Below are 25,715 nucleotides of genomic sequence, written 5' to 3' on the forward strand. Positions count from 1 at the left end.
AGAGCCATGGAAATTTTCGGCTTCCCGCCACAGCTGATACTGGGCCAGGTCCTGATCGGGCTGATCAACGGCTCCTTCTACGCCCTGCTCAGCCTCGGCCTCGCCATTATCTTCGGCCTTCTGCGCGTGATCAACTTCGCGCATGGCGCGCTCTACATGATGGGGGCCTTCGCGGCCTGGATGACGCAGGCCTGGCTCGGGCTGAACTTCTGGGCCGCGCTGGTGATCGCCCCGCTGGCCGTCGGGCTGTTCGGTCTCGTGGTGGAACGCGCGTTCCTGCGCAGCATCTACCACCTCGATCACCTGTACGGCCTGCTTCTGACCTTCGGCATCGCGCTGTTGATCGAAGGCATGTACCGCTACTGGTTCGGCGCGGCGGGCAAACCCTTCACCACGCCCGACGTCTTTCGCGGGATATGGGATCTCGGCTTCGTGATCGTGCCCAAGTACCGCGGCTTCGTGGTGCTGGCCTCGCTCGTGACCTGCCTTGCGGTGTGGCTCCTGATCGAACGCACCCGGCTGGGCTCCTATCTCCGGGCGGCGACGGAGAATCCCGACCTCGTCAGTTGCTTCGGCATCAACGTGTCGCTGCTGACCGCCTCCGCCTACGTGCTCGGCGCGGCGCTGGCGGGCCTCTCCGGCGTGCTTGCCGCCCCCATCTACCAGGTCACGCCGCTCATGGGGACCAACCTCATCATCGTGGTCTTCGCCGTGGTCGTCACCGGCGGCATGGGCTCGTTGTCCGGTGCGATCATCACCGGCTACGGCATGGGCGTGATCGAGGGGCTGACCAAGGTCTTCTACCCCGCCGCCTCCTCGGTCGTGATCTTCGTGGTGATGGCCCTGATGCTGCTCCTGCGGCCCGCCGGACTCTTCGGCAAGGAGGCCTGAATGCTGCGCTCCCACGTCCTTCCGGTACTGGCGCTCCTGGTCCTGCTCTGCATCGCGCCACTGGTCTTCTATCCCATCTTCCTGATCAAGCTTCTGTGCTTTGCCCTCTTCGCCGCGGCCTTCCACCTGCTGCTGGGCTATGTGGGCCTCTTGTCCTTCGGCCATGCCGCCTTTTTCGGCACGGGCGCCTACATGTGTGCCCAGGCCCTCGCACGCTGGAACCTTGCGCCGGAACTGGCGCTGCTCTTCGCCGTCGCGGTGTCGGCCGCCCTCGGTGCCGTCATCGGCTTCCTCGCCGTCCGGCGGCAGGGGATCTACTTCGCGATGATCACCCTGGCGCTTGGCCAGATGGTCTATTTCATCTACCTGCAGGCCCCCTTCACCGGGGGCGAGGATGGCATCCGCGGCATAACACCCGGCCACTTCCTCGGTGTCGTGGACCTGTCCAACCCGCTGGCCCTCTACTTCACCGTACTGGCCGTGACCACGCTGGCCTTCGCGCTGGTCTGGCGGATCGTGCAGTCGCCCTTCGGGATGATCCTCGAAGCCATCCGCGAGAACGAACCGCGCGCCATCTCGCTGGGCTACAACCCGACGCTCTACAAGCTGGCCGCGTTCACCTTCTCCGCCGCGCTGGCAGGGCTCGCCGGCGGGCTCAAGGCGATGTCCTTCCAGATCGCGACCCTGGTCGACGTGACCTGGCAGATGTCGGGCGAGGTCGTTCTCATGACGCTGGTCGGCGGCATTGGCACCTTCCTCGGCCCCGTCGTGGGCGCATTCATCATCGGCGGGCTGGAACAGTACCTCGCCCAGTCGGCGCTGCCCGCCCCGGTGATCCTCGGCGCGGCCTTCATCCTTTGCGTCATGCTGTTCCGGAAGGGCGTGGCCGGAACAGCGAAGTCCCTGTTGCAGAACCGGGCACCGAAGCGTTCCACGCCGGACAATCCAGAAACCCAAGCAACCAACAGGATAGTAAAATGAAATTCAAGCCAATCATGACTGCGGCGCTCGTCGCAGGCACCGCGCTCTCCGCGCTTCCCGCAGCCGCGGGCCCCGACGCGATCAAGGTCGGCCTGCTCATGGACATGACCGGCAACTATTCCGACGTCGCCGGGCGCGGTTCGGTCACCGCCGCCGAGATGGCGGTCGAGGATTTCGGCGGCACGGTCCTCGGCAAGCCGATCGAGGTGGTCCATGCCGACATGCAGAACAAGGTCGACATCGCCACGTCCATCGCGCGCGAATGGTTCGACGTGGATGCGGTCGATGCAATCGTCGACAGCAACATGTCCTCCGCGGGCCTCGCCGTCAGCGAGATCGCGGTCGAAAAGGACCGGCTCATGATCATGAACATCTCGGGTTCGCCGCGCTTCACGAATGAAAGCTGCAACCCCAACACGATCCACTATGTCTACGACACCTACGCGCTGGCCACCTCGACCGGCAAGGCCGTGGTCCGCGGCGGCGGCGACAAGTGGTTCTTCGTCACCGTGGACTACACGTTCGGACACGACTTCCAGGCCCAGGCCGAAGACGCGGTCGCCAGCGAAGGCGGCGAGACGGTCGGCTCGGTCCTGGTGCCGCTGAACGCAAGCGACTATTCCTCGGCCCTGATCCAGGCGCAATCCTCCGACGCCAACGTCATCGCCTTCGCGACGGCCGGCGCGGACACGTCGAACGCCATCAAGCAGGCGGCGGAGTTCGGCATCGGGCAGGGCGACGACCGCCAGCTCGCCGGCCTGCTGGTCTATATCAACGAGGTCGACGCGCTGGGCCTGGAAACCGCCCAGGGCATGCTTCTGACCTCGGCCTTCTACTGGGATCTCGACGAAGAGACCCGCGCCTTCTCGGAACGCTACATGGAAAAGATGGGCAAGATGCCCAACATGTCCCAGGCCGGCGTCTACAGCTCCACGATGCATTACCTGAAAGCGGTCGAAGCGGCGGGCACCGAGAACTACGCCGAGGTGATGGCCAAGATGAAGGAGATGCCGATCAACGACTTCTTCGTGAAGGACGGCTACATCCGCGAAGACGGCCGGATGATGCGCGACATGTACCTGTTCCGCGTGAAATCGCCGGAAGAAAGCACCGGCGCGTGGGATTACTACGAAAAGGTCGCCACGATCGAGGCCGAAGATGCCTTCACGCCGGTATCGGAAAGCCGCTGCTACCTGTTGAAAGAAGAGAGCTGAGCGGAAGGTCCGGGATGAACGTCGAGAAAACACGCTTCTCCCGGGACGACATGGAGATGCAGTACAACCTGCGTCTCCTTCGTCCCGACTACATGACAGCCGTGGTGCCCGAATGGGAAAGGCGCAGCGAACGAACCCGCGCCACGCGGAACTGTACGCTCGATGTCCGCTACGGTGACGGGCCCGACGAAAGGATGGACATCTTTCCCGCCAGCGACCCGGACGCGCCGGTGCTGGTGTATTTCCACGGCGGCTACTGGCAGCGCGGAAACCGCTCGATCTACAGCTTCCTCAGCGAAGCCTTCGTCGACAGCGGGATCACCGTGGTTCTGCCGGGATACACGCTCTGCCCCGACACGAACATCAGCGGCATCGTCGGACAGGCCCGCCAGGCCGTGGCCCGAACCATCCTGGACACCGACCTGGTCCCGGGCAACCGCAGGCGGCTGGTGGTGGGCGGCCACTCCGCGGGCGGCCAGATCACGGGCATGATCATGGCGACGGATTTCTCTGCCGTCGACGTGGTCTTGCCGGTGGCGCCGGTCCGGCGCGGCCTGCCCATGTCGGCCCTGTTCGACCTCAGGCCGCTCATGCCGACAACCCTGAACGATGCCCTGCGCATCGACGATGCCGAGGCCGCGGCGATGAGCCCGATAGATCATGCCCCGGTCAGCGACGCCCCGCAGCTGGTGATCATCGGCGATGCCGAAACGGAGGAGTTTCATCGCCAGGCCAACAATTACAAGGCGCTCTACGAGACGGCCGAACGCCCGATCGACCGGTTCAACAGTGCCGGCGACGATCACTTCGACCTGCTCAACAGCCTTGCCGATCCGACAAGCGCACTTTTCACGCGCTGTCGCGACTTCATTCTCAGTTGAAAGGAATTCCCATGTCCGAAGACGACTTCACCGAAGACATGCTGAACGACATGCTGTCGGCGTTCAACGAGCACGACCTGGATCGTGTCATGTCCTACTTCGCCGAGGACGCGGTGATGATCGCGCCCGCCGGCAACAACCAGGCCGGCACCCCGATCAAGGGGCGCGAGGCCATCGCCTCGGCCTTTTCGAACCGGTTCTCGCAGCAGCCGGACGTCGCGTGGAACGAGGCCGTCAGCTTTCTGTCCGGCAACCGGGCCTATACCTCGTGGCGCGTCCAGACCCCTTCGGCGGGGATCGACATCAAGGGATGCGACGTCTGGACGTTCAGAAACGGAAAGGTTGTCGAGAAGGACGTCTACTACAAGGGATAAGAAGGTCCTTTCGGACTTTCCTCCCTTATGACCCCGCGAATCCGGAAAAAGATCGAGGGCACGGGAAAGGCTCCCGTGCCCTTCGACCGTTTTGTGGGCCGGGGACGCTGCGGTGCCCTGGTACTCCAAAGGCCCGCAGGGCATCATAACTTTTGGGGCGTTTTGAACCAACTCAATTGAATGTTTCTTATACCTTCCCCGCTGCTAGCATTCCTCCGAACCTCAAGATCGAAAGTTTGGAGAAGCCCGTAATGCTGAACGAAGCCGTGACGTCGCAAATTGACAGGCTGCAGAAATCCCTGCCGGACAAGGCGTTCATCGGTGGCGCATGGGTTTCGGCGCGGTCGGGCAAGACCCTGCCTTGTATCTTCCCCGGCACCGGCGAAACGATCGGCACCGTCGCCGATTGCGACGCCGCGGATGTCGATGACGCGGTCAGGAGCGCCCGCGCCGCCTTCGAGGCCGGCACATGGTCGCGCATGGCCCCGCAGGACCGGCGCCGCATCATGCTCCGGTTCTCCGAGCTGATCCTCGAAAACCGCGATGACCTCGCCCTGCTGGAAACCCTGAACGTGGGCAAACCGCTGGTGAACGCCACCAATGGCGACATTCCCTCCGCCGCCGGTTGCGTCGCCTGGTTCGGCGAGGCGATCGACAAGATCTACGGCGAGGTCGGCCCCACCGACGACTCGATGCTCGCCATCGCCGTGCGCGAACCCGTCGGCGTCGTGGGTGCCGTGGTGCCGTGGAACTTTCCGCTCTCCATGGCCGCGTGGAAATTCGCCCCGGCGCTCGCCGCCGGCAACTCGGTCATCCTCAAACCGGCCGAACAGTCCCCCTACACCGCATTGCGCATCGCCGAACTGGCCGTCGAAGCGGGCATTCCAGAAGGCGTCTTCAACGTCCTCTCCGGCTATGGCGAAACGGCAGGGCAGGCCCTCGGCCGGCACATGGATGTCGATTGCCTCGCCTTCACGGGCTCGACCGCCGTGGGCCGGATGTTCCAGGTCTATGCCGGCGAAAGCAACGGCAAGCGCGTCAGCCTCGAACTGGGCGGCAAGTCGCCCCAGGTGGTCCTCGCCGATGCCGATCTCGATGCAGCGGCCGCGGGCGTCGCGGCGGGCATCTTCTCCAACGCGGGCCAGGTCTGCAACGCGGGCTCCCGCGTCGTGGTCCAGGACGGCATCAAGGACAAGCTTCTCGAAAAGGTGGTCGAGAAAGCCCGCGAGATCATCGTGGGCGACCCGTTCGACGCCGCCACCAAGATGGGCCCGCTGGTCAGTGCCGAACAGTACGAGCGCGTCCTGAGCTACATGGAAACGGGCCTCGAACAGGGCGCGACCATCGCCACCGGCGGCGGGAAACTCAACGAGGAAACCGGCGGCTACTACGTGGCGCCCACGATCTTCGACAACGTCAACAACGACATGCGCATCGCCCGGGAAGAGATCTTCGGGCCGGTCCTCTCTGTGATCTCGGTCAAGGATGCCGAAGAGGCCGTGAAGGTCGCCAACGACACAGATTTCGGCCTCGCCGCCTCCGTCTGGACGAACGACATCCGCCAGGCTCAGCGCGTCTCCAAGGCGCTGCGCGCCGGCGTCGTCTGGGTGAACTGCTTCGACAAGGGCAACATGTCGATGCCCTTCGGCGGGTTCAAGCATTCCGGCCACGGGCGCGACAAGTCGCTGCACGCGATCGACAAGTACACCGATTGGAAAGCCACGTGGTTCGCCTCCTGATTGCCGCATCAATGGTCGTACGGCAGCGGCAACCCCGGTCCCGGCCGAAGCTCCCATGAGAAAAGCCCCAGATGCATGATGCCATAATCGTTGGTGCCGGACATAACGGCCTGGTCTGTGCCACCTACCTCGCCAAGGCGGGGCTGAAGGTGCTGGTGCTCGAACGCCGCGAGATCCTCGGCGGCGCCTGCGTCACGGAAGAGCTCTGGCCCGGCTACAAGGTCTCGACCGGCGCCTACAACATGTCGCTGCTCCAGCCCAGGATCATGGCCGACCTTGACCTGCTCTCGCACGGGCTCGAAGTGATCGAACTGACACCCACCTTCGCCCCCTTCGAGGATGGCCGCTCCATCGTCTTCTGGGGCGATACCGACCGGCTCTGCGCCGAGCTCGCCACCCTCTCCGAGAAGGACGCGCGCGCATACCCGGAATACCTCGAGGAAATTCGCAGGGTCGCCGAGCCGGTCAAATCCCTGCTCTGGGAAACCCCCGTCGACCCGACAGACCTCAGCCTGTCCGGCCTCCGCCGCACGGCGGGCTTCCTGCTCCGCTACCGCCGCCACCTGGCCGATCTCTACGGGCTCTACGACATCCTCACGATGAGCGCCTACGACTACCTGTCGAAATGGTTCGAAAGCGACGAGGTGATCGCGGCGCTGGGCTATTACGTGGCCGGCAGCGGCACCAACCGCACCATGACCATGCCGGGCACGGCCTTCACCCTCCTGCGCCCGGCGCTGCGCGACCATTCCACGCCCGTCGGCCCCGGCGGCCACGTGCGCGGCGGCATGGGCGGCATCACCACGGCCATGGCCCGCGCCGCCACCGAAGCCGGCGTCGAGATCCGCGCCGCCTGCGAGGTGACAGGGATCACCCGCAACGGCAACCGCGCCTCCGGCGTCACCCTCGCCAGCGGCGAGACGGTAAAGGGCAGGGCGGTCGTCTCCAACCTCGACGCCAAGTCCACGGCGCTGGGCCTTCTCCCCGCCGATGCCCTGCCCGAAGACTATGCCGCCGACATCCGCAACATCCGCACCAGGTCCTCGATCTTCAAGATCCACCTCGCCGTCAGCGACCTGCCGCGGTTCAAGGCATTCTCCGCCTCCGAGCGCGGCTTTGCCTACCCTTCGATGATCCGCCTCGGCTCCTCCGTCGACTACCTGGAACGGGCCTATGACGACCACAAGTCCGGCCGCCCCTCCGACGATCCGTTCCTCACCATCTCCATCCCCAGCGTCATCGACCCCGGCGTCGCCCCCGAGGGCGCACATCTCGTCCAGATCATGGGCGGCCACGCCCCCTGCACGACCGACACCATGTCACTGGAAGAGATGCGCGAGGACATCCTCGACAAGTCGCTCCGCACCATCGCCCGCTACGCTCCGGGCTTCGGCCGCGACGCCATCCTGCACCACGAGGTGCTCACCCCGCGCGACCTCGAAACCCGCTTCGGGCTGCCCGATGGCCACGTGCACCACGGCGACCTGACCGCCGACCAGGTCTTCTTCCGCAGGCCGTCCCCCCATTTCGCCGACTACCGCACACCCGTTCCCGGCCTCTACCTCTGCGGCTCCGCCGTGCATCCCGGCGGCGGCGTCACCGGCGTGCCCGGCCACAATGCCGCCCGTGAAATATTGCGGGATTTCAAGAAGTTCGGCGCCGTTTTCAAACGCCTCGACCGCAGAACCGGAGGCTTGTCCTGACCATGGCCCGCCGGCTGATAGACTATTCCAGCAAGCCGCCGCTGCCCGAGCTCACCATCCGGCACGGCCACCTGTCGAACTACGAACGCGTCTACTCCAACGCCGCCGACGGCGGCGAGGCGCCCGACCTCGCCCGCTACCTCCAGACCTACGAGGACATCGGCGCATCTAAGGTCGTGGTCAAGGCACGCGACCTCGAAACCACCTTCGGCACGGTCATCAGCAATGACGACGTCGCCGCCTTCTGCCGCGACTCCGGCGACCGCTTCATCGGCTTCGCCGGCGTCGACCCCCACAAGGGCATGGCCGCCATCCGCGAACTCGAACGCGCCGTCAGGGAGCTCGGCCTCCGCGGCCTGAACATCCAGTGTTTCGAACACAAGCTCGCGATCAACGACAAGCTGCTCTACCCCCTCTACGCCAAGTGCATCGAGCTCGACATCCCGGTGAACATCCACTGCGGCATCAACTTCTCGACCCAAAGCAACATGGCCTATGGCCAGCCCATGCTGCTGGACGAGGTGATGGTCCATTTCCCCGACCTGCGCGTCTGCGCCTCGCCCCCGGGCTGGCCCTGGATCACCGAGCTGCTGGGCGTCGCGTGGAAGCACAAGAACGTCCATATCGGCATCGTCTACATGCGCCCCAGGGTGCTGGGCATCCCCGACTCGGGCTATGGCCCCCTGCTTCAATACGGCAGGACCCTCCTGAAGGACCGGATCATTTTCGGCTCCGGCTACCCGAGCCTCTCCATCGAACGCGCCATCGCGGAGATCGAGCAGCTCGACCTCGGAGAGGACCTCACCAACGCCTGGCTGCACGACAACTGCGCCCGGTTCCTGCGCCTCGACTCCGCCCCCTAAGACCCCGGCGAAAGGACAGGCCAGGGCTCCCTGCCGAAGGCCGGGCACGTCCGCCTTGCCCCGGCCATAACCCCATCACCAATCCGTGACCGCTCTCTGCGCCCGCCCATCGCGGCCGGGCCGGGCCCGTTGCCGGCGACCCCCGCGACCGCGGGCGGAAAACCCATGTTTTCACGGCCTCCGCACGCCCAACCTATAATTATCGGTGCAGAACAACGCACTCAAATCCTATAACCGGAATGACCCTGCCCGTTGTTATGGTGCTCGAACAAGCGCACGAAAATGCGCGGAGACCCAAACAGGAGAGGTTAAATGAAACAGAGTTTCAAACTGGCCGCGGCGATGACGGCCTTCGTGTCTGCGGGGCCCGCGCTGGCTGCGGATTGCGGCACCAGCGACGGCATTTCCATCGTCGAACTGAACTGGCCCTCGGGCGCGTTCCTGGCGCAGATGCACAAGATCATCCTTTCGGAAGGCTATGGCTGCGACGTCTCGCTCGTCCCCGGCGACACCGCCTCCAGCACCGCAAGCATGTCCGCCCGCGGCGAACCCAATATCAACCCCGAGCTCTGGGTCGATAACGTGCGCGATTTCTGGGACAAGGTCACCGAATCCGGCACCGTCTACGAGGCCGGCAAGCCCTTCGCACAGGGCGGCCGCGAAGGCTTCTACATCCCCACCTACGTGGCCGAAGCCAACCCCGAGCTCAAATCCTTCGAAGACCTCGCCGAGTATGCCGAGCTGTTCAGCGACCCCTCCGACCCCTCGAAGGGCGTGATCTATAACTGCCAGCCGGGCTGGTCCTGCGAAGTGCTGGTCGGCAACATGTACCGCGCCTTCGGCCTCGAGGAGGAGTTCAACCTCTTCTCACCGGGTTCCTCGGCCGCGTTGGAAGCGACCATCGAACGCTCCTACCGCCGCGAACAGCCCATCGTCACCTACTACTGGGAGCCGACACCCCTGCTGGGCAAGTTCCCGATGGTCTCGCTCGAGATGCCGGACTACGTCGAGGGCAACTGCAACAATGACGAGAACTGCGAGAACCCCGCCAAGAGCGGCTTCCCGCCGGGCAACGTCATCACCGCCGTCACCTCGGACGTGAAAGAGGAAGCCCCCGAAGCGGCGGCCTATCTCGACGCGGCCTCGATCGACAACTCGATCATCAACGAGGTGCTCGCCTGGGGCGAGGAAAACAACGCCACCGCCGAAGAGACCGCGATCCACTTCCTCCAGGAGAATCCGGACGTCTGGAAAGCCTGGGTGCCCGACGAAACGGCTGAGAAGATCCAGTCGGGCCTCTGAGGTTGACCTGAAGGCGTGCCGTTATTCTCCCGAGCGGCACGCCGACTTCTTTGGAACGATATCACGAAGGAACTCGGGGCAGAATGTTTCCAGACGTACTAGATGAACGAAGCGTCCGCATGTACGTGGACAACGCGGCGGACTGGATGGTCATCCACTGGGGCGCCAGCCTCGAAGCCGCCTTCCAGCCCCTCCTGCATCTCCTGATCGCGATCGAAGGTTTCCTGCTCTGGATGCCCTGGTACGTGATCATTTTCTTGATCGCGGGGCTTGCCTTCCTGGCAACGCGGAACTGGAAGCTTCCGATCGGTGTGTCCATCCTCATGTTCATGATCGGCGCGGCCGGCTACTGGGAAGAAAGCAACCAGACCATCGCCCTGATGCTCGCCTCGACCATCACCGCGCTGGTCGTGGGGGTGCCGGTCGGCGTCGCCATGGCGCTGTCGCGGCCCGTCCGCTCGATCATGCGTCCGCTGCTCGACGTCATGCAGACCCTGCCGCCCTTCGTCTACCTGATCCCCGGCGTCATGCTGCTGGGCCCTGGCAAGGTGCCCGCCCTGCTGGCCACGGTGATCTACGCGGTGCCGCCCGTGATCCGCCTGACCGACGTGGGCATCCGCAACGTCGATTCCGACGTGGTCGAGGCCGTCTCGGCCTACGGCGCCAGCGGCTGGCAGAAGCTGTGGCATGCCCAGCTTCCCCTCGCGCTGCCCACCATCATGGCCGGGATCAACCAGACGATGATGATGGCGCTGTCGATGGTTGTGATCGCCTCGATGATCGGCGCCGGCGGACTGGGCTACCAGGTCCTGCAGGGGATCGGACGGCTCGAAGTCAGCCGCGGCCTCTTCGCCGGCCTCGCGATCGTCGCCCTCGCGATCATCTTCGACCGCATCGCGCAAAGCTATGGACGGCGGCTCCAATCGCAACTCCACATGGATGAAGGTTGAAGCATGACCCCGAAGATCGTGTGTCGGAACGTGTACAAGTGCTTCGGGCCCAACAGCGCCGAAGCCATCAGGATGGCCCGGGACGGCCAGAGCCAGTCCGAGATCCTCAAACAGACGAAATCTGTCCTCGCCCTCAACGACATCTCGCTCGAGATCGGCGCGGGCGAAACCTTCGTCATCATGGGGCTGTCGGGCTCGGGGAAATCCACCCTGATCCGGCATTTCAACCGCCTCGTCGATCCGACCACCGGCCAGGTGATCGTCGACGACACCGACATCACCACCATGGACAGGAAGGAACTCCGGACCTTCCGGCGCCACAAGATCAGCATGGTGTTCCAGAATTTCGGCCTTCTGCCGCACCGCACGGTCCTCAAGAACGTGGGCTACGGCCTCCTGATGCAGGGCAGGACGAGGAAGGAACAGGACGAGGCCGCCGCCCACTGGATCAGCCGCGTCGGCCTGTCCGGCTACGAGCATCACTACCCCGCACAGCTCTCGGGCGGCATGAAACAGCGGGTGGGTCTCGCCCGCGCGCTCGCCAGCGATTCCGAGATCCTGCTGATGGACGAAGCCTTCAGCGCGCTCGACCCGCTGATCCGCACCGAGATGCAGGAGCAGCTGATCGAGCTTCAGGCGCAGCTCAACAAGACGATCGTCTTCATCACCCACGACCCCGACGAGGCCATGCTGCTCGGAAACCACATCGCCATCCTGCGCGACGGCACGGTCCAACAGATCGGCACGCCGAACGACATCCTTGAAAATTCCGTCAACGACTACGTCCGCAAGTTCGTCCAGAACGTGAACCTCAACCGCCTGCGAGAGGCGCGGCCCGCCTCCATCCCGGCATGACGCGCGCCGGGGCGCATGTGCGCGGGCGCAGTCCGTCCTGATCGAACCTGCGCGAAACACCGCATAAGAAACCAGCCCCGGCGCATCGCCGCCTGGGGACCATATCCGGAGGGCAAAATTATGAGATTGAAGGGAAAAACCGCGCTCGTCACCGGCGCCGGCGGGCCGATGGGATCGGCCATCGCGAAACGCTTCGCGCAAGAGGGGGCCTCGCTCATCCTCACCGACATCTCCCAGCGCCGCCTGCAGGAAAGCGTCGCCGAAACCGAGGCCGCCCTCACCGAAGGCGCCCGGCTCTACAGCGAACGCGGCAGCGTGCTCGTCCGGGAAGAGGCCGCCTCCGTCGTCGAGAACGGCACCCGGGAAGCGGGCGAGATCGACATCCTCATGAACATCGTCGGCGGCGTCCGCAGCGCCCAGCTCTTCGAGCCCTTCCTCACCATGTCCGAACAGCGCTGGGACGAGACGATGGCCCTGAACCTCAAGGGCAATTTCCACCTCGTCCAGCTCGTCGCCCCCGGCATGCTCGAACGCAAGTACGGCCGTATCGTCAACATCGCCTCGATCATCTTCGCCGGCGCCGAGGGCCAGGTCGACTACGGCGCCGCCAAGGCCGCCGTCGCCTCCATGACCCGCAGCCTCGCCCTCGAATTCGCCCCGCACGTCACCGTCAACTGCATGTCCCCCGCCACCATCAAGACCTCGGTGATCGAACGCCTCTCCGAAGAGGAAAAGCGCCAGTGGCGCGAGAAGACCGTCCTCAAGCGCTTCGGCGAGCGGGAAGAGATCGCCTCGGCCGCGCTCTTCCTCGCCAGCGACGACTCCTCCTACATGACGGGCGAAATCATGTCCGTCGCCGGCGGCGTCTGGCCCGCCCTTTGAAGGCCCGTGAAGGAGACCCCGATGGCCAACCCGGAAGACGCCCCCCTGCTCGACGGCATCCGCGTCGTCGAGATGGGCCAGTACATCCCGGCCCCCTATGCCGGGCTGATGCTCTCCGAGCTCGGCGCCGACGTCATCAAGATCGAGCCGCCCGCCGGCGACCCAATGCGCCACCTCGGCACCGCCCGCATCGACGGGACGGCCCCCGGCTACCACGCCATGAACGGCGGCAAGCGGGTCACCTTCCTCGACCTCAAGACCGACGCGCACCGCCAGATTGCCCTCGACCTGATCGCGCAGGCCGACGTGCTCATCGAATCCTACCGCCCCGGCGTGCTCGACCGTCTCGGGCTGGGCCGCGACGTGCTCACGCGAACCAACCCCGCACTCGTCCATTGCAGCATCTCGGGCTTCGGCCAGACCGGCCCCTATGCCGCCAAGGCCGGGCACGACCTCAACTACATGGCCGCCGCCGGCGCGCTCCATGTATCGGGCACGCCCGAAACCCCGGTGATCGCCCGCACGCCGATTTCCGACTATGCCTCCGCCATGCAGGGCGCCACCACCATCCTCGCTGCCCTCCTGCGGCGCGGGCGCACGGGCCTCGGCGCCCATATCGATGTCAGCATGACCGACACGGCCCTGTCCTGGCAAAGCCATATCCTCGCCGCCGCCATGGCGGGCGAGCGTCCCGAACGGGGCCGCGATTTCGAAGATGGCGGCCTCGCCGCCTACAACATCTACCGCACGAGCGATGACCGCTTCATCGGCCTCGGCGCCGAAGAACCCAAGTTCTGGAAGAATTTCTGCCACGCCATCGGCCGCGAGGACTGGCTCGAACGGTTCCGCGAACCCATGCCCCAGCTCGACCTCTCGGCCGACCTCGCAGCGCTTTTCCAGGCGAAACCCGCCGCCGAATGGGCGGCCCTTCTCGAACCGGCGGATTGCTGTTTCCAGCTCCTGCTGACCTTCGAAGAGGCGCTCGAATGGCCCCAGTTCGTCGAGCGTCGGATCTTCCACCGCACCAGCGACGGCGCGGTTCACGTCCTCTTCCCCGCCTGGATCGACAACCGGCCGCCCAGGGCAAGAGAGGCCTACCGCCAGTGCGACCCCGACGAGATAGGCAAGGCCTGGACAGACTGACCAGATGAAAACGGGCGCGCCGAAAGACGCGCCCGTAAACCATGCGGCAAACCGGTCAGAACTCGACGTCGCTGTTCTTCACATCCGTCACCAGCCGCTGAAGCCGGTAGATATGCTCGCCCACCGCCAGCCCCGTGTCGTGGTCGAGGTTCTCGGTGCAGAGGTACGATTCCATTTCCGTCCGGATGGCAGAGGCGGGGTGCTCCGCGATCCCCGCCGCGATTTCTTCCGCGAACCGCATCACGTCCTCGTCGGGCACCACGTGGTTGATCAGGTGCACCGCCTCGGCCCGTTTCGCGTCGATCGGCTTGCCGGTCAGCACCATTTCAAGCGCAACGTTGCGGGGCAGGTGCTTCTGGATAAGGGTCAGGCCACTGGTCCCGCCCATTCCGAAGCTTATTTCGGGAAAACCGAACTTGGCCGAGGCACCGGCAATCCGGATATCGCTGTGATGCAGCAGGTACATCAACCCCCGGCCAAGGCACCAGCCATTGACGGCGGCGATCACGGGCTTGCGCCGGCGAAATGCCATCGCGGCCCGGTCATCGCCCGGATAACCCATTTCCTTCTCGTTATGGTGCTCGGGAAAGAAATGCCGCTCGAGCCGTTCCGCGGGCGGGGCGAGGCGCTGCTCGAACTTCATGTCGTCGCCTGCCGAAAACGCCTTCTCTCCGGCGCCGGAGATCACGCCGACCTTCACCTCCGGGTCACTCTCGAACCGCTTCAGCGCCTTCAGGAATTCCCGGTGCATCGGCGGGTCGAAAACATTCACCTTGCCGTTCTCGATCCGGAAATACCCGATATGGCCTTTGGTTTCGTAGATCAGCGGCATCTCGTCCTCCCGCGCTCCCGGTTGTCACATCTCGCGGCGCGTCTCAAAGCGGCACGTCCTTCGGAAACACCGGGTCGCGCTTTTCCTTGAACGAGGCGACGCCTTCGCGCACCTCGGGGCCCATGAAACCGATATACTCCAGCGCCAGCGAGGTATCGAAGATCGGCCCCGCCTGCCGCAGCCAGTTGTTGAGCGAATACTTGGTCCACCGCACGGCGCTCTGCGCCCCGTCGGCCAGCCGGATCGCCACGCCAAGGGATTTCTCCTCGAGCTCCTCGTCCTCGACGGCCATCGACAGAAGCCCGATCCGCTCGGCCTCTTCGCCGGCAAGCTGGTCGCAGGTCAGCAGATAGTACTTGGCCTTCGCCATGCCGCACAGCAGGGGCCAGATGATGGCCGCGTGATCGCCGGCGGCAACGCCGAGCCGCGTGTGCCCGTCGATCAGCTTGCAGGTCTTCGTGGCGATCGAGACGTCGGCCAGAAGGCCCACGACGATCCCGGCCCCGGCGGCGGCCCCGCGCATCGCGCTGACGACGGGCTTGCTGCAGTTGAGGATGTTGTAGACAAGGTCGCGCGCTTCCTTCCAGCTTCCCAGCAGAACCTGGTAATCATCGGCCACCGCCTCGACGGCGTCAAAGCTGCCCCCGGCCGAGAACACCTTGCCCGCGCCGGTCACCAGCACCGAATGCACGCTCGGATCCTCGTCGATATCCCGCCAGATCGTGACAAGCTCGCGGGCCATCACCTCGTCAACCGTGTTCATCTTGCCGTTGGTCATGGTGACGCGAAGCACGTGCGGGTGCGGGCGGTCGCAGACAAGGCGCTGGTATTTGTCGAAACGGTCGGTCAATGCGGTACTCCTTGGGCTTTTGCCGACGTTTATGCCAAGCCGGGCGGGCAGGGGGCCAATAGAGTTTGGAACCCTGATCGCATAGCGTCGGTTATGGGTGGCACCCATCACCCCGGCGCGCACCCGACTTTCCCATTAGAGATTGGCCGGCGCCCGGGCGGCGCTCCAGTATGGCCGGCGAAACGACAGCAAGGCAGGTTCCGCGCATGGCTCCACCCCCCACGATCCTCGAACTCACCGTCACGCCGGACATGATCGATTATAACGGGCACCTGACCGAGCCCGTCTATTACCGCATCTTCACCGACGCGATGACGAAGTTTCTCGAGGATATCGAAATCGGCAGCACGCACCGCCTGCAAACCGGCCGCACGGTCTATTCGGTCGAGGGCCGCATCCTCTTTTTCCGGGAGGTCAAGGAAGGGGCCGCGTTGTCGGTGACCGGCCGCATCCTCGCCTTCGACGGCAAACGCCTGCACACCTGTTTCGAGATGTCCCATGCGGGTGCGCGCATTTCGGCCTACGAGAACGTCTCGCTCTATGTGGAACAGAAGCCTGACAGTGCTCCGTCGGTCGCCACCTTCGACGCGGCCACGCAGGCGCGGCTCGAACGCCTGAGGGCCGATCACGACGAAGAATGGCCCGCCTTCATCGGCAGGCCGACCGGATTGTCGCGGCGCTGAGGCGCCGGCCCGGCCCGCGCGGCAAGATCGCCGCGCAAGCCGTTGATTTCAAATCATTGTCAGCCCGCCACTCACGCTCAGCGTCTGGCCGGTGATGTAAGCAGCCTCGTCGCTCAGGAAGAAGGTGATCGCCGCCGCCTGGTCCGAAGGCTCGGCCGCGCGCCTGAGCGGGATTCCCTTGATGATTTTCTCGACCATCTGTGGATTGTTTTCCATTTCATGTTCGAAAAGTGGTGTTTTCGTCGGTCCGGGCGCCACGCAGTTCACCGTGATCCCGTTGCGCGCATTCTCTCGTGCCAGGCTCTTCGACAGGGCAATCACCGCCCCCTTCGCCCCGGAATAGACAGCTTGCCCCGCCGTCCCGACCCTCGCGGCGTCGGAGGCGACAAAGACCATCCGGCCCGCCTTCCGCTCGGCCATCTTCCTGAGCACCGGCTGCGCCAGGTAAAGCAGCGACATGAAATTGATGTTCATCACCTTCTGCCAATACTCCACGTTCTCCGTCTCGAACCGCGACGCCGCCGTCCAGCCGGTCACGTTCACGAAGCCATGGATGCCGCCATGCCCGGCCTCCGCCTCCTCCACCAGCGTCTCCATCGCCGCCATGTCCGTCTGGTCCGCCGGCTTCGCGATGAACCGCTCGCCCAGTTCCGCGCCCAGCCCGCTCAGCGCCTCCTCGTTCAGGTCGGTGCCCACCACCCTGTAACCGTCCTCAACCAGCCGCCGGCACACGCTCGCGCCGATACCGCCCGACGCCCCTGCCACGAGTACGAGTTTCTCTTCCATGGTGTCGACCTTCCTTCCGTTATGCCCGGCCACCGGTCACCCGATGACCTGTCGCTTGATCTTGATCCCTTCCGACTCCCGGTCCCAGACACCGGGCGCCCTGATGCCCTCCTCGCGCAGCCGCAGCTTCTGGATCTTGTGCGTCTCCGTATAGGGCATCTTCTCCATGAACCGGATGTAGCGAGGCACCATGAAATGCGGCATCCGCGGCACCAGGAACTCCAGCAGGTCCCGCTGCGTCAGGCGCGAGTCCGCGTCGATCTCGACGATCAAAAGCACCTCCTGCTCGCCCATGTCGCTTTCGGTCGCCACGGCCGCGGCATTTCTGACCTCCGGATGCGCCAGCGCCTCGTTCTCCACTTCGGCCGACGAGATGTTCTCGCCGCGGCGCCGGATCGCCTCCTTGGTGCGGTCCACGAAATAGTAATTCCCCTCCTCGTCGCGGTAGAGCGTATCGCCCGTGTGAAACCACCCGTTCCGCCAGACCTTCGCGGTGGCCTCCGGCATCGCCCAGTAACCCGGCGAAATCACGTGCGGCATGTCGCACCGCACGACCAGCTCGCCGACCTGCCCATGCGGCAGCTCGAAATCGTGCTCGTCGACGATCTTCACCTCGAAATTGCCCCACTCGTTCTCGACCCGCCCGCAATAGCCATGGGCGAATGTCTGGTCGGTGATCAGCGGCGACATCACCGCCGGGCCCATCTCCGTCATGTCGAGCTGGGTATAAAGGCTGACGCCGAACCGCTCCGAGAATTCCGCGGCGTAGGAGGGCAGGGGCTGCTGAATGACCGTCCGCAGCGGGTTGTCGCTGTCATCGTCGCGCCGCGGCTGGTTCATCAGGAACTTCGCCACCGCCCCCAGGATGAAGCAACAGGTCGCCTCCAGCCGGCGCACCTCCTGCCAGAAGGTCGAGGTCGAGAAATCCTTCATGAGCGCCATCGACGCCCCGAACCCCAGAACCGCATGCGGCACCAGAGCCCCGCCAAGATGGTAATAGGGCAGGTTGATCAGGAACCGGTCATCCTCCTGGAAGAAGCGCAACGCGCGCTTGCCCATCACCGCGGTATGAAGATGCGGGGAAATCACGCCTTTCGACGGGCCCGTCGTGCCGGACGTGTAAAAGATGCCATGTGGCTCCCACGGCTGGATCGGCGGCTGCGGTTCCGAGAACCCGGCTTCGTCGCCCCAAAGCGTCTCTTCCGGCAGGTACTCCAGCGGAAGGTCGCCCTCCGGCTCGCCACCCACGACGACGACCCGCTCGAGCTGGCCAAGCTCGATGACCGCCAGCCGGTCCAGAAGCTCGGCATGGCAGATGATCGTCTTCGCCTCGGAATTCCGGACGATATGTTCCAGCGTTCCGCCCCGAAGCGACAGGTTGATCGGAACGAAGATCCCGCCCATGTAGCTCAGCCCGAAATGCACCCGCACGATCGTGCTCGTGCTCGGCAGCCACACCAGGACCGGCTCGCCCCGCCGGATACCCAGCGCCTGAAGTGCCGCCGCCGTTCGCCGCCCGACCGTGCGCGCCTCGGCATAGGTCCAGGCCTCGTCGCCCTCGAACAGGATCAGGGGCTTGTCGCCCCTGCGCCCGGCCTGGTCATCCAGCATTGCCGGCAGAACGCACACTTCACGTGGCGGAACATTTGCATTCTCAATTGCCATGCGCTTCACCTCGATGGTTCGGGGCCGGAGCCTTCGCCGGCCTGATGAAACTGGTCTGTCGGGGCCCGCGGGAACTCCACGGGGCGGCGTGCCCCGGCCAGGACCGAGCGTCCGAAGGGGAATCTTCCGCCATCCGCCTCACACCCATTTCCCCGTCACGCGGTCGAAACAGCCGGCCCGCGGATCGCCGCTCTCGTCCTGCAGCTTGCGCTTGGCGACCTTCGACGAACCGGTCCGGGGCAGGGCATCGCGAAACTCGTAGAAACGCGGCACCTTGAAGGCCGCCAGTTCCCGCTCACAATGCGCGATGATCCGGTCCAGCAGGCGCGTGGCTCCGCTCTTGCCCTCGCTCAGCACGATACAGGCCTTCACCTCTTCCCCGCGCATCTCGTCGGGCACCGGTACGATGGCCGCCTCGTCAATGCCCGGAAACGCGTTCAGAACGGTCTCGAGCTCGCGGGCCGCGATGTTCTCGCCGCTCCGCCTGACCATGTCCTTCTGCCGGCCGATGATCCGGTAGAACCCGTTCTCGTCCTTCACGAACAGGTCGCCGGTATGAAACCACCCGTCGATCAGCGCCGCCTGCGTTGCCCCGGGGTTGCGGTAATATCCCTGCATGATGCCCCGGCCCGACACCAGCAGCTCTCCGGGCTCGCCCGCGGGCACGTCCTCGCCCGCGCCGTTCACCACCCGGCACCGCCGGAACGGCCCCGGGATCCCGCAGAAGCCCGAGCCCACCATCTCGTCGCCCTCGAGCGGCATGAAGATCGCCGGGCCCAGCTCCGTCATGCCGAAGGCCTCGCGTGCCCGGATGCCGAACCGTTCCTCGATCAGCGCATGAAGGTTCTTCGGGACGCCGTAGATATTGGCGCGTACAACGCTGTTCAGCCGGTCATCGGCCCGCGGTGGCTGCTTGTAGGCGATCCATGGGAACAGGCAGAAATTGATATCGTATTCGCGCAGCCACCCCACGAAGCGCGACGCGCTCTGCTTCCTCGCCACGAAAAGCGTGCCCCGGTGCAGCAGCGTCATCAGCAAAAGCCACTGCGGATCCATGTAATAGAACGGTGTCGAGGCCAGCAGCCTGTCATAGCTCTGGCCGTCCCGGAACGCGTTCGAGATGCCGGCGACCATCCAGTATTCATGGGTCAGCATGCACCCCTTGGGAAAGCCCGTGGTGCCCGACGTGTACTGGATGTTCATCAGGTCCTGCGACGTGGGCGCATCCTTCGGGATGAAACGCTCGGCCTTGCCGCTGATCATCTCCTCAAGGTCATGGCCATACCCCGCCCCGCCCAGACCGATGACCGCCGCGTCGGGGATCGCCACGCCGTGATGCGCCCTGGCCCCCTCGAAGGCCGCCTCGTGATCGCGGTGAAGCACGATGAACGCCGCCTCGCTGTCGCCCAGAACGTAGCCCAGCTCCCGCTCTCGGTAGCCGGTGTTCACCGGGATCATCACCGCCCCGATCTTGGCCAGCGCGAACCACGTCAGCGGAAAGGCCGGGATGTTCGGCAGCATCACGGCAACATGGCTGCCCTTGCCGATGCCTATGCCCTCCAGCCTCTGCGCCAGGTGGTTCACACGCTGGCGCATCCCCTCGTAGGTTTCCGTCTCCCCGGCCTCGAAGAAGTTCCACACGATGCGGTCCCCGCCCTCGGCCGCCGCTGCATCGATAAGCTCGCCCAGGTTCGATGGCAGGGGGCGCGCCTCGATATCCGCCAGTCTCGACGTGACATCCTGCAGGTATGAGCTTGTAGAATTCAGTTTCTTGTCCACACGTTTCGTCTTTCTGTTCCGGGGCGCCGGAACAAATTGGCTTTTCCGATTTTGCAGTGAAGGCTTGCGTTCTGCGGCGGCGTGACTGCCCGAAAGTGGCGGGCGCCGGTCGGTGGCGTCTACCTCAGCGGATCTCTCCCGCGCCGCAGGGCGCCCGGTCCCGACAGCCGCATGTCCCTGCCGTCTTCTGGAAGGTCGACCCGAAGGCGCATGGCCCTCCCGACCCCGTCAGCAAGGATGTGCCACCAATTCACCGTGCGCTGTGCCATGTGAGTTCGTTCCCGTTGCTGACTCCCCGCTGGCGGGTTGTCTTGAAGCTTAGTCGCTGGCTCGAGAACAAGGCCAATAGCCTTTCGTCCAGAACCTTGTGGGAAAATGTTATGTCTCTCAGGTCGCGCCCCGGACGCGGTTCCCGAAGCTTGCCGGGGCAGGGGCCCGGCACGATGCCGGGCGTGTTAACGCACGTGCCTTCCGGCCTGCCGGTAAATCGCACCGACAAAATACCGACGTAATACCGACGTGATACCGACGCTCCGAAAAGGCCCCGTTTCGGCTGGAACATGTCCGTTAACCGGTCCGGACCGCCGGCAGATTGGGGGTGTTCCTTCCCGGCCTTTGCGTCCATTCTGGACGCGTCCAAGACAAGTCACCGAGGAACGAATGCCGAGGATCAACGTCCGCCATCTCCAGGTTTTCAAGGTAATTATGGAGATCGGCACGGTCTCGGGCGCGGCCCGGGTCCTCAATGTTTCGCAGCCGGCCTTGACCAAGACACTCAAGACGCTGGAAGGCCGGATGGGGGTCACGCTCTTCGAACGGATCAAGGGCCGCCTCCACCCCACCCCCGACAGCCACACCCTCCTCCCCGAAGTCGAACGCCTCTTCGGCGTCCTCAACTCCGTCGAACACCTCGCCGACGAGATCAAGAATGGTCAGGTCGGCCGTCTCACCCTCGCCGCCTCCCCGACCTTGTCGTCCACGGTTCTGTGCGAGGCCGTGGCGAAATTTTCCTTGGAACAACCGCGGGTTGCGGTGCAGATCAAGTCGCTGTCCACGCGGGCCGTGATCGAGGAACTGTCCAACAATCAGGCCGATGTGGGACTGGTCGACGTGCCTATCGGAAACGACCTGTTCGAGACCATTCCCCTATGCGAAGCCGAAGTGGCCTGCGTTGTCCGGGATGACGACCCGCTTGCCGAACGCACCTCGCTGGGGCCGAAGGAACTTGTCGACAGGAAGCTGATCTGCTTCGCCGACGACACCTATTCCGGCATGATGCTGCGGAAATCTTTTCGGGACGCCAAGCAGCCCTTTCCCCAGTCAATCGCGATCAACCAATCGATGGTGGGATGTTCTCTCGTCCGCCAGGGTGCCGGAATTTCGATCATAGACCCGTTTCCGCTTCTCACGAACCCCATCCCCGGTATCCGCCTGATCCCTTTCCGGCCGGAAATTCTCATAAGGCCAAGCATGATCCTTCCCCCAGAGCGGCCACAGTCGATCCTCAGCGAGATGTTCCTAGAAACACTCAAGTCGTCGGTGGACGAGGCTGTCCTGAGATATCCTTTGCTGCGTCCAACGTGACAAAGTATTGAAAAGTAAAATGAAAACTTTGCATCTTTTTCACACATGACTGCCGGAAGAAGGGCGTCGCAATCGGATTTGCAGCACCTCGAACGAATTGCATTTTGCCATTTCGGCAGGTTTTTGGTGGATCAGCCGACCGACGCGTTATTGAGCCACGGTGGCAACTCGAACTGGCTGTCAGCGTAGGGCTCTGGTGCAATCAATGCGCGCTCCTGGTCTGGTCCCTGGATCTGGTAGAAGAGATGCGGCAACCCCAGCGAAGGGTCGCGAACGGCATCGGGGTAGGGAACAACGGACTGCCATTTGGGGTGATACCGAATTGTCCCCGCGACGCTCCGATAAGTGTAATTCAACAGGCACTGTGCGACTTGCCTGTTGACCTGCGCTTCGCCCGGACCCCCGGTACGTCCAGCTATGGCCGCGGCTATCGCGTAGTGGTGCAGTGAAGTGTAGGGCTGACATCCGACTTCCGGCGTCGAGTTCGCTCCGAACCTTTCGGTATACATGCGCGAAAAATTCTTTCCGATCTCGTCGCGTGGAAGACCGATCACTGTGCCGACGATCGCGCCCTTGCCCTTGTCACCGACGATTTCGCTGAATGTCCTGTGCATCGCCCCGTACTGCAGGTAGAGCAGGCACGGCAAAGGGTTTTCCATGAACTTTAGATGAAACCTTGCCAGGTCGCCGGAATAGAATTGCGTCGTGGCGAGGACCGCGGGGTCGTGAGCTCGGATGTCGTCGAGTATTTCGTCCCAGTTCTCGGTGCTCGACTTGACCACGATCGGGCGCTTGACGAGGTCCCAGCCAAACTGGCCGGTCGCCGATGCCATCGCGTTGGCGATAACCACGCTATACGGCTTGTTCCCCGAGATGATGGCAATGCGTGAGTTGCGCGGTTCCCACTGACCGGTTTCGCGCAGCCATGACAGGAACTTGATGAAGCCCTGACCATACCAGTATTCCGCCGGGTCTCCCATGAAACATCCGAAATACCTGTCTGGGTCGCTCATGACGGTGTCATGGTGCTGGAGCAGCGTGTTATGGTGGATGTAGATAATTCCGGCATCCGCAATGACTTCGTATTCGGAATTCTGCGAGCCGATGTTGTATCCATTTATGATCGCGTGAACATTGTGGTGGCCGATCAGATGACGAGCCGCGCGCACGACTTCCGGCGCGCTTTGGGAGCCGGTATCCTCGAAGAACAGCTCGATCTTTCTTCCGAGAATGCCTGAACGCTGATTGATCTCGTCTGCGGCCATCAGCATGCCATTGCGGAACTCCCGTGCATCGGCGGCCGACGGGCCGGAAAGCGGGATCATGCTTCCTATCGGGATCGTGTCATCCGTCATCGGTGCGGCCGGAGATTTCTGGGACGAGTTCGGGTTCATAAAGAAGGTTGTGCATCGTCACGCGCAGGCTGGGGGGGCTGACCGGCTTTATTAGGACCGGAAAGCCCTGCTGCCTGATGCTCTTGATCAGGTCCGGGTTGGTGTCCGCCGTTACCACGATTGCCGGACAGGGCTTCTCCAGCGTATCGTTGATTTCAATGACGAGATCGGTTCCCTGAACCGCGCCCTGTAACCTGTAGTCGGTAATGATCAGATCAGGTTCGTTTTCCAAGTCGGCAATGGACGGTTGCAGGTTATCGTACCTGTCGAGAACAATGACGGTCATGCCCCATCTTTCGAGAAGCGAGACGAGCGCATCCCTCAAGATATCGTCGTCTTCTATGACGAGTGCGGTCAAGCCGCTGAATTCTCCGCCAACACGTTCGTTTATGTCCGGCTCGCCCATGTCGGAGTGCCAAACACTGCCGATAGGAACGTCAATCGAGAAAGTCGACCCTTTGCCCGGTGTGCTCGTAACGGATATCCTGTGATCCAGAACATCTGCCATGCGCTTGGCGATGTTCAGGCCAAGCCCTAGCGAATGTTTCCGGTAGGAATGCTTGGTAGAAATGCGGAAGAACTCTTTGAAGATGTCTTCGTAATGCGTTTCAGGAATACCTGGTCCGGTATCCGTAACCTGGATGCGGAGGTTCCGACCTTTGCGGCGACATCCCACGAGAACACGGCCGGTGTCGGTGTAACGCACTGCATTGGCGACGAAATTGCTGACAATTCTCTCAAGGAGCGCGCGGTCGCTACTCAGCGCGACGTTTGAGGGCATTACTCGGAAATCGAGTCCTTTTTCCGTCGCGAGATGCTCGAACTGGATCTGCATGCGTTCAAGGATCATGGAGACCTGGAATGTCGAGATCTTCGGTTCCACGCGGCCAGCGTCCAACTGGCCGATGTTCAGCAGCGCGCCAAGCAGATCTTCCATGATGGACACGGAAACGTCCATGTTGTGAAGCAGTTGCTCGCGCTCTTCGTCGGATTGCGCCTCGATGCAGTTGTATATCAGGATTTTCAGGGAGGCGAGCGGCTGGCGCAGGTCATGGTTGGCTGCCCGCAAGAACCTCGATTTCACGCGCTCTGACTCGGCGGATTTGTCTCGTTCCTTTTCAAGGGAGCGCTCGCTGCGAATGATCTCGGTGAAGTCGCTGAGAACGGTGATGGTACCACCACCGGGCATGGGAGTATGGCGCAGCTGGTGGATAGAGCCATCGGAGAAAAGCAAGCGATTTCTCTCGTTGTTCTCGAAATTCGCGATCTGCTGTTCAATCCATGTTTGCGCAGGCGTTGTGACGATCAGGTCGGAGCAGCGCAGAATTTCGCCAAGAAACTCTTCTCGGCTAAATCCCGCCAGACTTTCCGGCGAGGCTTTACCGAAACGTTTAGAGAATGCTTTGTTGCAGAATTGCAGGGCGCCGGTATTTGACCACACGGCAACCCCGAAGTCCAAGGCTTCGACGCCCTTCGCCAGTGCGCTAGCCGGCTCCATTACAAGTTTGCATCCCTCTAAGCCTCTGCCTTCAGTTTCGCGAGGTTCTCCGTCGCATAATGGATCACTGCCTCGCGGGTGTTCATGTTCAGTTTTCTCATCGCATTGCCCAAGTGCACGCGGACAGTCTGACGGCTTATTCCAAGATTTTCAGAAATATCCTGCAACGAAAGACCCGACCCGAGGCAACACAGGATTTGTTTCTCCCTATCGGTCAGGCCCTCGATCGGACTGGGATTGGACGGCTCCTCAGCAACGAGCGGCCCGGGGGTCACGCTTGCCAGAATTTCCCTTGGGAACGTCACCTCTCCGGAGATGATGCGTGTGAGGGCAGTCTTGATCTGTTTTGCGTTCGCGGACTTCGGAATGTAGCCAACCACGCCATGACTGATGGCGCGAAGTACGTAGTCCGGGTCTTCGTGTATGGAAATGACGACGAAGGGAATCTCGGGGAACTTGGAGCGGAGCAGCTTGAGGCCGTCGAACTCGTTGAATCCGGGCATGATGAGATCAACCAGTACCAGGCCGATATCGGGCCGGGCTTCCAGCGTTTCGAGGGCATCGTGAAAGCTTTCCGCCTCAATGGTTTCGAAGTCTTCATCGAGGCTTTTTGCGACTTGTTTCAACGACCCGCGCACCACCCAATGATCATCCGCGATAAGGATTGTCATCGGAGGTCTCGCCTGCTTTTCCATGCCGTTAGATTTCCTTCGATGTTCCACTGAGGCGCCGACCAGTTATCAGCGCAACCATTTACCGCCAAACCATCTAGACGACACCGGAACTCAATGCAACGGAGTCCGGTGATGTGACGAAAGGCCATAAGCCTAATTTTTGCACATTTCGGGGCAAATCTTTTGAGGGGC

Annotated in this window: 23 protein-coding genes; 15 read left to right on the top strand and 8 right to left on the bottom strand. The window is 63.3% G+C overall.

Annotation, left to right across the window (positions count from 1 at the left end):
* The first annotated feature begins 6 nt into the window (after positions 1 to 6).
* The 13 genes from QUV18_RS18575 (at position 7) to QUV18_RS18635 (ending at position 13,778) form a co-directional block, all read left to right on the top strand.
* Positions 7 to 891, top strand: a complete 885-nt coding sequence (locus QUV18_RS18575; RefSeq protein WP_300895590.1) for a branched-chain amino acid ABC transporter permease — start codon at positions 7 to 9, stop codon at positions 889 to 891.
* Positions 892 to 1,872, top strand: coding sequence for a branched-chain amino acid ABC transporter permease (locus QUV18_RS18580; RefSeq protein ID WP_300895591.1), 981 nt, complete (start codon positions 892 to 894; stop codon positions 1,870 to 1,872).
* The gene (locus QUV18_RS18585; RefSeq protein ID WP_300895592.1) at positions 1,869 to 3,086 is read left to right on the top strand and encodes an ABC transporter substrate-binding protein; all 1,218 of its coding nucleotides are present in this window, start codon (positions 1,869 to 1,871) and stop codon (positions 3,084 to 3,086) included. Before QUV18_RS18580 ends, QUV18_RS18585 begins: the two co-directional genes overlap by 4 nt.
* A gap of 14 nt (positions 3,087 to 3,100) precedes the next feature.
* Positions 3,101 to 3,967, top strand: a complete 867-nt coding sequence (locus tag QUV18_RS18590) for an alpha/beta hydrolase (RefSeq protein WP_300895593.1) — start codon at positions 3,101 to 3,103, stop codon at positions 3,965 to 3,967.
* Between the two features lie 11 nt (positions 3,968 to 3,978).
* Positions 3,979 to 4,341 (top strand): nuclear transport factor 2 family protein, encoded by a 363-nt coding sequence (locus QUV18_RS18595; protein ID WP_300895594.1) that lies wholly within the window; start codon positions 3,979 to 3,981, stop codon positions 4,339 to 4,341.
* Positions 4,342 to 4,592: 251 nt separating this feature from the next.
* Positions 4,593 to 6,080 (top strand): aldehyde dehydrogenase, encoded by a 1,488-nt coding sequence (locus tag QUV18_RS18600; protein ID WP_300895595.1) that lies wholly within the window; start codon positions 4,593 to 4,595, stop codon positions 6,078 to 6,080.
* A 71-nt stretch (positions 6,081 to 6,151) separates the two neighbouring features.
* The gene (locus QUV18_RS18605) at positions 6,152 to 7,783 is read left to right on the top strand and encodes an NAD(P)/FAD-dependent oxidoreductase (protein WP_300895596.1); all 1,632 of its coding nucleotides are present in this window, start codon (positions 6,152 to 6,154) and stop codon (positions 7,781 to 7,783) included.
* A gap of 2 nt (positions 7,784 to 7,785) precedes the next feature.
* On the top strand, positions 7,786 to 8,646 hold the full coding sequence (locus QUV18_RS18610; protein ID WP_300895597.1) for an amidohydrolase family protein: 861 nt from the start codon (positions 7,786 to 7,788) through the stop codon (positions 8,644 to 8,646).
* A 312-nt stretch (positions 8,647 to 8,958) separates the two neighbouring features.
* The gene (locus QUV18_RS18615; RefSeq protein ID WP_300895598.1) at positions 8,959 to 9,948 is read left to right on the top strand and encodes an ABC transporter substrate-binding protein; all 990 of its coding nucleotides are present in this window, start codon (positions 8,959 to 8,961) and stop codon (positions 9,946 to 9,948) included.
* A gap of 119 nt (positions 9,949 to 10,067) precedes the next feature.
* On the top strand, positions 10,068 to 10,898 hold the full coding sequence (locus QUV18_RS18620) for a proline/glycine betaine ABC transporter permease (RefSeq protein ID WP_300895599.1): 831 nt from the start codon (positions 10,068 to 10,070) through the stop codon (positions 10,896 to 10,898).
* Between the two features lie 3 nt (positions 10,899 to 10,901).
* A complete protein-coding gene (locus QUV18_RS18625; RefSeq protein ID WP_300895600.1) occupies positions 10,902 to 11,753 on the top strand; it encodes a betaine/proline/choline family ABC transporter ATP-binding protein in 852 nt (283 codons plus the stop codon).
* Positions 11,754 to 11,873: 120 nt separating this feature from the next.
* Positions 11,874 to 12,635: an SDR family NAD(P)-dependent oxidoreductase gene (locus tag QUV18_RS18630; protein ID WP_300895601.1), complete on the top strand. Its 762-nt coding sequence runs from the start codon at positions 11,874 to 11,876 to the stop codon at positions 12,633 to 12,635.
* A 21-nt stretch (positions 12,636 to 12,656) separates the two neighbouring features.
* Complete coding sequence (locus tag QUV18_RS18635) at positions 12,657 to 13,778, top strand: CoA transferase (RefSeq protein ID WP_300895602.1); 1,122 nt, start codon at positions 12,657 to 12,659, stop codon at positions 13,776 to 13,778.
* A 55-nt stretch (positions 13,779 to 13,833) separates the two neighbouring features.
* On the opposite strand, the gene QUV18_RS18640 is transcribed toward QUV18_RS18635, so the two are convergent.
* Both QUV18_RS18640 and QUV18_RS18645 read right to left on the bottom strand, forming a co-directional pair.
* A complete protein-coding gene (locus tag QUV18_RS18640) occupies positions 13,834 to 14,610 on the bottom strand; it encodes an enoyl-CoA hydratase/isomerase family protein (protein ID WP_300895603.1) in 777 nt (258 codons plus the stop codon).
* A gap of 43 nt (positions 14,611 to 14,653) precedes the next feature.
* The gene (locus QUV18_RS18645) at positions 14,654 to 15,460 is read right to left on the bottom strand and encodes an enoyl-CoA hydratase/isomerase family protein (protein ID WP_300895604.1); all 807 of its coding nucleotides are present in this window, start codon (positions 15,458 to 15,460) and stop codon (positions 14,654 to 14,656) included.
* A gap of 206 nt (positions 15,461 to 15,666) precedes the next feature.
* On the opposite strand from QUV18_RS18645, the gene QUV18_RS18650 reads away from it, so the two are divergent.
* Positions 15,667 to 16,143, top strand: coding sequence for a thioesterase family protein (locus QUV18_RS18650; protein ID WP_300895605.1), 477 nt, complete (start codon positions 15,667 to 15,669; stop codon positions 16,141 to 16,143).
* A gap of 48 nt (positions 16,144 to 16,191) precedes the next feature.
* Here QUV18_RS18650 and QUV18_RS18655 read toward each other — a convergent pair whose 3' ends face one another.
* The 3 genes from QUV18_RS18655 to QUV18_RS18665 form a co-directional block, all read right to left on the bottom strand.
* Entirely contained in the window at positions 16,192 to 16,929 is a 738-nt protein-coding gene (locus QUV18_RS18655; protein ID WP_300895606.1) for an SDR family oxidoreductase, read from the bottom strand.
* A 36-nt stretch (positions 16,930 to 16,965) separates the two neighbouring features.
* On the bottom strand, positions 16,966 to 18,540 hold the full coding sequence (locus tag QUV18_RS18660; RefSeq protein WP_300895607.1) for an AMP-binding protein: 1,575 nt from the start codon (positions 18,538 to 18,540) through the stop codon (positions 16,966 to 16,968).
* 192 nt (positions 18,541 to 18,732) lie between these two features.
* The gene (locus tag QUV18_RS18665) at positions 18,733 to 20,373 is read right to left on the bottom strand and encodes a class I adenylate-forming enzyme family protein (protein ID WP_300895608.1); all 1,641 of its coding nucleotides are present in this window, start codon (positions 20,371 to 20,373) and stop codon (positions 18,733 to 18,735) included.
* Between the two features lie 660 nt (positions 20,374 to 21,033).
* On the opposite strand from QUV18_RS18665, the gene QUV18_RS18670 reads away from it, so the two are divergent.
* Positions 21,034 to 21,957, top strand: coding sequence for a LysR family transcriptional regulator (locus QUV18_RS18670; protein WP_300895609.1), 924 nt, complete (start codon positions 21,034 to 21,036; stop codon positions 21,955 to 21,957).
* A gap of 131 nt (positions 21,958 to 22,088) precedes the next feature.
* On the opposite strand, the gene QUV18_RS18675 is transcribed toward QUV18_RS18670, so the two are convergent.
* The 3 genes from QUV18_RS18675 to QUV18_RS18685 are packed head-to-tail and all read right to left on the bottom strand — an operon-like array spanning position 22,089 to position 25,544.
* Complete coding sequence (locus QUV18_RS18675; protein ID WP_300895610.1) at positions 22,089 to 23,312, bottom strand: ABC transporter substrate-binding protein; 1,224 nt, start codon at positions 23,310 to 23,312, stop codon at positions 22,089 to 22,091.
* Positions 23,302 to 24,849: an ATP-binding protein gene (locus tag QUV18_RS18680; protein ID WP_300895611.1), complete on the bottom strand. Its 1,548-nt coding sequence runs from the start codon at positions 24,847 to 24,849 to the stop codon at positions 23,302 to 23,304. The genes QUV18_RS18675 and QUV18_RS18680 overlap by 11 nt, the downstream gene beginning before the upstream one ends.
* 17 nt (positions 24,850 to 24,866) lie before the next feature.
* Positions 24,867 to 25,544, bottom strand: coding sequence for a response regulator transcription factor (locus QUV18_RS18685; RefSeq protein ID WP_300895612.1), 678 nt, complete (start codon positions 25,542 to 25,544; stop codon positions 24,867 to 24,869).
* Between the last annotated feature and the right edge of the window lie 171 nt (positions 25,545 to 25,715).

The sequence above is a fragment of the Roseovarius sp. genome, assembly GCF_030373445.1.
In the GTDB taxonomy this organism is placed as follows: domain Bacteria; phylum Pseudomonadota; class Alphaproteobacteria; order Rhodobacterales; family Rhodobacteraceae; genus Roseovarius.